Annotated in this window: 3 protein-coding genes; all 3 read right to left on the bottom strand. The window is 58.3% G+C overall.

What is annotated here, in order from left to right; translation table 11 throughout:
- Positions 1-2,777: ESPR-type extended signal peptide-containing protein (locus BM062_RS24265; protein WP_305763974.1), on the bottom strand; the 2,777-nt coding region annotated here is incomplete at its 3' end.
- A 73-nt stretch (positions 2,778-2,850) separates the two neighbouring features.
- The gene (locus BM062_RS24260; protein ID WP_092402149.1) at positions 2,851-3,030 is read right to left on the bottom strand and encodes a hypothetical protein; all 180 of its coding nucleotides are present in this window, start codon (positions 3,028-3,030) and stop codon (positions 2,851-2,853) included.
- A 456-nt stretch (positions 3,031-3,486) separates the two neighbouring features.
- A partial coding sequence (locus tag BM062_RS25435) for a hemagluttinin family protein (RefSeq protein ID WP_139220187.1) occupies positions 3,487-7,167 on the bottom strand: 3,681 nt, incomplete at its 5' end.

Raw genomic sequence — 7,167 nt, 5'->3', positions numbered from 1 at the left:
GTCGACAGCGAAGCCACGTTGCTGTTGGTGGTGCTCAAGCCGGTGGATGTCGAGGTCGACAACGATGTGACACTGCTATTGGTCGTGCTCAGGCCGGTGGAGGTCGAGGTCGACAACGATGTGACACTGCTATTGGTCGTGCTCAGGCCTGTGGAGGTCGAGGTCGACAGCGATGCGATGCCTGTCGAAGTCGAGGTCGACAAGGAAGCCACGTTGCTGTTGGCTGTACTCAGGCCGGTGGAGGTCGAAGTTGACAGCGATGTGACACTGCTGTTGGTGGTGCTCAGACCGGTGGAGGTCGAGGTTGACAGCGATGTGACACTGCTGTTGGTCGTGCTCAGCCCCGTTGATGTCGAGGTCGACAGCGAAGCGATGCCGGTGGATGTCGAGGTCGACAACGACGAGACATTGCTATTGGCCGTGCTCAAACCGCTTGATGTCGTGGTCGACAGCGAATTCAGCTGGCTGACATTCACGGCGTCGGTGTCTGCCGTACCTGCAGCCAGGTTAGTAATCTTCTGGCCGCTATTGTCTATGCCATTGGTGGTGGTTGCGCCGGTAACGGTAAGGCCAGCGGTCGTGATGCCGGTCGACAGCGAAGCAACCGTCGTGCTCAAGCCTGTGGACAAGGATGTCACGCCGCTCTGGGCGGTGCTGATGCCGGTCGACGTCGAGGTCGACAGCGATGTGACGTTGCTGTTGGCTGTACTCAGGCCGGTGGAGGCCGACGTCGACAGCGAAGCCACTCCGCTGTTGGCTGTGCTCAAGCCGGTCGAGGTGGAAGTCGACAGAGAGGCGATGCCGGTGGACGTCGATGTCGACAACGACGAGACACCGCTGTTGGCGGTGCTCAACCCGGTCGAAGTCGACGTCGACAGCGAAGCGATGCCGGTGGATGTCGAGGTCGACAACGACGAGACACTGCTATTGGTGGTGCTCAAGCCGGTCGACGCTGAAGTCGACAGCGAAACAATTCCGGTCGAGGTTGAAGTCGACAGCGATGCGACGCTGCTGTTGGTGGTGCTCAAGCCGGTCGACGCTGAAGTCGACAGCGAAACAATGCCGGTCGACGCCGAGGTCGACAGCGAACTCACGCTGCTGTTGGTCGTGCTCAAACCCGTCGACGCCGAAGTCGACAGCGAGACAATGCCGGTCGACGCCGAGGTCGACAGCGATGTGACGCTGCTGTTGGTGGTGCTCAAGCCAGTCGAGGCCGAAGTCGACAGTGAAACAATGCCGGTCGAAGCCGAGGTCGACAGCGAACTTACGCTGCTGTTGGTGGTGCTCAAGCCAGTTGATGCCGAAGTCGACAGCGAGACAATGCCGGTCGAAGCCGAAGTCGACAGCGATGAAACATTGCTGTTGGTGGTGCTCAAACCAGTCGACGCCGAAGTAGACAGCGAAACAATGCCGGTCGAAGCCGAAGTCGACAGCGAACTCACGTTGCTGTTGGTGGTGCTCAAGCCGGTCGAGGTTGAAGTCGACAGCGAAGCGATGCCGGTCGAAGTCGAAGTCGACAGCGACGCGACGTTGCTGTTGGCGGTGCTCAAGCCAGTCGAGGTCGATGTCGACAGCGAAGCAACACCGGTTGACGTCGAAGTCGACAATGACGCCACGTTGCTGTTGGCAGTGCTCAGGCCGGTCGAAGTCGAGGTCGACAGCGATGCAATTCCGGTGGAAGTGGATGTCGACAGCGAGGTGACATTGCTATTGGCCGTGCTCAACCCGGTTGAACTCGAGGTCGACAGCGACGATACGCTGCTGTTGGCCGTACTCAAGCCGGTGGAAGCCGAGGTTGACAGGGAGCTGATCCCGGTCGACAGGCTGCTCGCGCCTGTGCTCAATTGCGCCACGGTCACTGCATCCTGCTGCGCCGAACCATCGGCAACATTGCTGATGCGCCGAAGTGCAGCGGCAGAGCCGACAGAAACCTCGGAAAGCGGTGCGGCTGTGCCTGTCAGGAAACCGGTGCCGGTCGGTGCTGCTGCCCCGGTGGTCGAGCCGGCGCCGAGCGCCACGCTGTTGGTGTATGACGCCGTAGCGCCGCGCCCCAGCGCCACACCCGAAGTAGCCAATGAGGCCACCGATGACTCGCCGCCTATGGCCACCCCGTCCGTAGCCAGCGCTTGCGCGCCTTTAGTCGCGTTGCCGCCAATCGCCACCGCACCGGTCCCACCGGCCGTGGTGGAATTGCCGATGGTCGGCGCGGTGCTGCTGCCGCCGGAACCGATGGCGACACTATTGGTTTGCGTCGCCTGGCTCAGCAAGCCGACCGCCACGCTGCTGTTTCCTGTGGCTGTCGCCTGCACACCCACCGCCGTCGCTTGCGTGCCAGCCACGCTCATGAAGCCGTTTGCGGTGCCGTAATTTCCCGTAACCTGCGTGCCGGACCCAAACAAGGTCACGCCAGTCTTGCCATTACCGTTGGCGCCGCAGCCTGTAACCGTTGAATAGTATCCGCTGCCATCGGTAAAAGTGCCCGTGGTATTCGTGCCGTCCAGGCCGGTGAAGGTAAGTCCTATATTGGTATTGCAGCCAACCGGCGTAATGGTGGATGCATATCCAGACAGCGGCAGCGCCAATGCCAGCGCCAGTACCGACGTCTTTAAGGGGAAATCCCTGCTCAGCAGATATCTCCAGCCGGTATCCCCTGCCGAAGCAGGCATGCTTGCGGAACGGCTCGAACCTGTTTGCTTGCCCTTTGCGGAGACCAGTTCCGAGACGGCAACCCAGGTACCCAGGATCTGGCTGTAGACGGTGCGGTAAATTTTATTCATGGTTGGCTCTATACGAAAGTAGGTACGGCTTGCAGCTGGGGATCAGATTGATCGCGCAGGAAAAATGGGAAAACTAGACGGCGAACAGATAGCGGACAGCGGACAGCAAGTGCTCGGTGCCGTACAAGAAAAACAACATGCCTAGGGGAAACAGCAAAGCCAGGCCGGCAAGGCCAAGGGCTGGCGCAACGTCAAAAGTCACACTTCCAAATGATGGCGGCTTGGTACCGGACACCCGATGCAATTTGTTCATTTCTTCCTCCCAGGAAGCTAAGCGTTGCTATTACCGCAAAGAACTCTTTAATCACATCAGGGTGGTGAGACGAAGTGACCTGGTCACGTTCATTCTCAACTGCCGCTATCAAGAGCTCAGACAATTCATAAGACAGCCGCAATTTATCACCGCCTCTTGTTCCATTTTTCGCAACTTAACAATGTTTGACACTGTGTAACATTGGTTCACACATTAGTTCCTGTATGGCAATTTTGTGTCTCGCGGGCACCACTAAACCAGCCATATCGACCATGTTGTTTTGATATTTTTTTTGAAAAACAATTGTCAAATCGTTTTTCAGGCGCCTGTGCCGGCAGAATTCAAAACGATAAAAAACCCGCAATAACTTAAAGTCATTGCGGGTTTTTTTTGAGTACCGGCTGCCTGTTTCTTATTGCATCCCGGACTGGGTGGAGCGGCGGCCTGTGTGGCCGATCACCACAACTTGAAGTCGACCCCGGCCGATACCCCCCAGACACTGCCTGTGGTGCTCACGCCAACACCCCAGGTATTGTTACCGCTGCTGGTTTTTGCCCTGAATTGCAATGCAAGCGCACCATAACCCTGGTAAGAGCCGATACCCACTCCCATCCGCCCTTCGCCTCGTTCCAGCGCCGTGGTCACGGCTCCCGCCATCGCCATGCTCATGGCGACACCTGAGTAAGCAATTCGCTGCACATTGCCAATCTGGTTTTGTACGCTATTGAGCTGCGATACATTCACGGCGTCGGTAGGATTGACCCCTGGCGCCACATTGGTGACACGGCGCTCGTTGCCGGCGGAACCGACCGAGACCGTATTAGGCTGGTCTGCCACCGAATACGCACCCAGCGCCACCGAACGGTTCGCCGTAGCTTGCGCGCCGGCGCCCATCGCTACCGCGTCATTGCCCGAGGCCAGCGCATTGTTACCGATAGCCACCGTCGGATCGCCGGTTGCCCTTGCGTTGTAGCCGATCGCCACCGAACCGGCTTGCGAAGCCAGCGCGCGGAAGCCCACGGCGGTAGCGTTGGTGTCGGTCGCCTGGGCATTCGAACCGATCGCCGTGGCGCCATCCTTGGTCGCCTGCGCGCACAGGCCGGTGCCGGTGGCGTCCACGCCACTGACGCTGCTGCAGGTGGCGGCGTTCACACTGCTGATCGCCGTGCCGCTGGTGCCGCGGGTTTGGACCGTGCCGTTGCTGTTGGCGCCGCCTATGGTGGTGGAGCCGACCGTGGCGCCATTGGCCGCGGCGGCAGCGGCCCCGTCAACCAATGGCTTCAACGATGTCGACAACGAAGTCGTGCCGTTGGTAATGTTGCTCAAGCCGGTGGAAAGCGACGTTACCTGGCTCAGCCCGGTCGACAACGATGAAATTCCCGTCGACAAGGAGGAAATCCCGGTCGATGTCGACGTCGACAGCGAACTCACATTGCTGGTGGTGGTAGACAGGCCGGTCGACAGGGAACCGATGTTCGAGGTAGTGCTGGACAGGCCGGTCGACAGCGAATTGATGCTGCTGGTGTTGGTCGACAAGGCTGTCGAGGTTGAGGTCGACAGCGAACCGACATTGCTGTTGGTGGTGCTCAGGCCGGTCGACGTCGAGGTCGACAGCGATGCCATGCCGGACGAGGTCGCGGTCGACAACGATGTCAGCTGGTTGACATTGACCGCATCGGTACCCGCCGTGCCGGCCGCCAGGTTGGTGATTTTCTGGCCGCTGTTGTTGATGCCGTTGGTGATGGTCTGCCCGGTTACCGTCAATCCGCCGGTAGTGATGCCGGTCGACAGCGAGGTGATCGTCGTGCTCAGGCCGGTAGACAGCGACGACACGCCGCTTTGCGCAGTGCTGATGCCGGTCGAGGTAGAGGTCGACAACGACTCGACGTTGCTGACGGCGGCGCTCAGGCTGGTCGAGGTAGAGGTCGACAACGATGCAATGCCGGTTGAGGTCGAGGTCGACAGCGAGGCGACATTACTGTTGGCTGTACTTAAACCGGTGGAGTTTGAAGTCGACAACGATGCGATACCAGTCGATGTAGACGTCGACAGCGATGCCACATTGCTGTTGGCGGTGCTCACGCCCGTAGACGTCGAGGTCGACAAGGATGAAACATTGCTGTTCGTTGTGCTCAAGCCGGTTGAGGTCGATGTGGACAAGGAATCCACATTGCTGCTGACCGTGCTCAGGCCAGTCGAGGTTGAAGTCGACAACGATGAAACATTACTGTTGGTTGTGCTCAAACCAGTTGAGGACGATGTTGACAGTGATGAGACGCTGCTGCTGGTCGTGCTCAGGCCGGTAGACAAGGAGCCAATATTACTGGTCGTTGCACTCAGCCCCGTCGACAGCGACGAGACATTGCTGTTGGTAGTACTCAGGCCAGTCGACAAGGAGCCAATATTGCTGGTCGTCGCGCTCAGTCCCGTCGACAGCGACGAGACGTTGCTGTTAGTCGTGCTCAGGCCTGTCGAAGTTGACGTCGACAGCGAGGCGATGCCGGTAGATGTCGAAGTCGACAACGATGAAACATTGCTGTCGGTCGTGCTCAAGCCAGTCGAGGCGGAAGTCGACAGCGAAGACACGCTGCTGTTAGCCGTGCTCAGGCCGGTCGACAAGGAGCCAATATTGCTGGTCGTCGCGCTCAGCCCCGTCGACAGCGACGAGACATTGCTATTGGTAGTACTCAGGCCAGTCGACAACGAGCCAATGTTGCTGGTCGTTGCGCTCAGTCCCGTCGACAGCGACGAGACATTGCTGTTAGTGGTGCTCAGGCCGGTAGATGTCGACGTCGACAAGGAGTCTATATTGCTGCTGACTGTACTCAGGCCGGTCGAGGTTGAAGTCGACAACGATGAAACATTGCTGTTGGTGGTGCTCAGGCCAGTTGAAGACGATGTTGACAGTGATGAGACGCTGCTGTTGGCAGTGCTCAGGCCAGTCGACAAGGAACCAATATTGCTGGTCGTTGCGCTCAACCCTGTCGACAGCGATGAGACATTGCTGTTAGTCGTGCTCAGGCCTGTCGAAGTCGAAGTCGATAGCGATGAGACATTGCTGTTGGTGGTGCTCAGGCCAGTCGACAAAGAGCCAATATTGCTGGTCGTAGCGCTCAACCCCGTCGACAGCGATGAGACGTTGCTGTTAGTAGTGCTCAAACCAGTTGAAGACGATGTCGACAGTGATGAGACGCTGCTGCTGGCAGTGCTCAGGCCAGTCGACAATGAGCCAATATTGCTGGTCGTTGCGCTCAGCCCCGTCGACAGCGATGAGACATTGCTGTTAGTGGTACTCAGGCCAGTCGAGGTTGATGTCGACAGCGACGCTACATTGCTATTGGTGGTGCTCAGGCCAGTCGACAAAGAGTCAATATTGCTGGTCGTTGCGCTCAACCCCGTCGACAGCGATGAGACGTTGCTGTTAGTGGTGCTCAGGCCGGTCGAGGTTGATGTCGACAGCGATGCCACATTGCTGTTAGCGGTGCTCAGGCCGGTCGACGCGGAAGTCGACAGCGAAGACACGTTGCTGTTAGTGGTGCTCAGGCCGGTAGACGTCGACGTCGACAAGGAATCCACATTGCTGCCGACCGTACTCAAACCAGTTGAAGACGATGTTGACAGCGACGAGACGCTGCTGTTGGTAGTGCTCAGGCCAGTCGAAGCTGAAGTCGACAGCGAGGCGATGCCGGTAGATGTCGAGGTCGATAACGATGAAGCATTGCTGTTAGTAGTGCTTAGACCGGTCGAAGTTGAAGTCGACAGCGACGCCACATTGCTATTAGTGGTGCTCAGGCCGGTCGACAAGGAGCCAATATTGCTGGTCGTTGCGCTCAGCCCCGTCGACAGGGACGAGACATTGCTATTGGTCGTGCTCAAACCAGTCGAGGTTGAAGTCGACAACGAGGCGATGCCGGTAGATGTCGAGGTCGACAACGATGAAACATTGCTGTTCGCTGTGCTCAAGCCAGTTGACGTCGATGTGGAGAGCGACGAGACACTGCTATTCGTCGTACTCAGACCAGTCGAGGTTGAAGTAGACAACGAGGCGATGCCGGTGGACGTCGATGTCGACAGCGAAGACACGTTGCTGTTAGTCGTGCTCAAACCAGTCGAAGTCGATGTGGAGAGCGACGAGAC

Source organism: Collimonas sp. OK412, from assembly GCF_900112135.1.
GTDB classification, from domain to species: Bacteria; Pseudomonadota; Gammaproteobacteria; order Burkholderiales; family Burkholderiaceae_D; genus Collimonas; species Collimonas rhizosphaerae.
The sequence above is the reverse complement of the archived record's forward strand: the minus strand, read 5'-3'. Positions and strand labels throughout refer to the sequence as shown.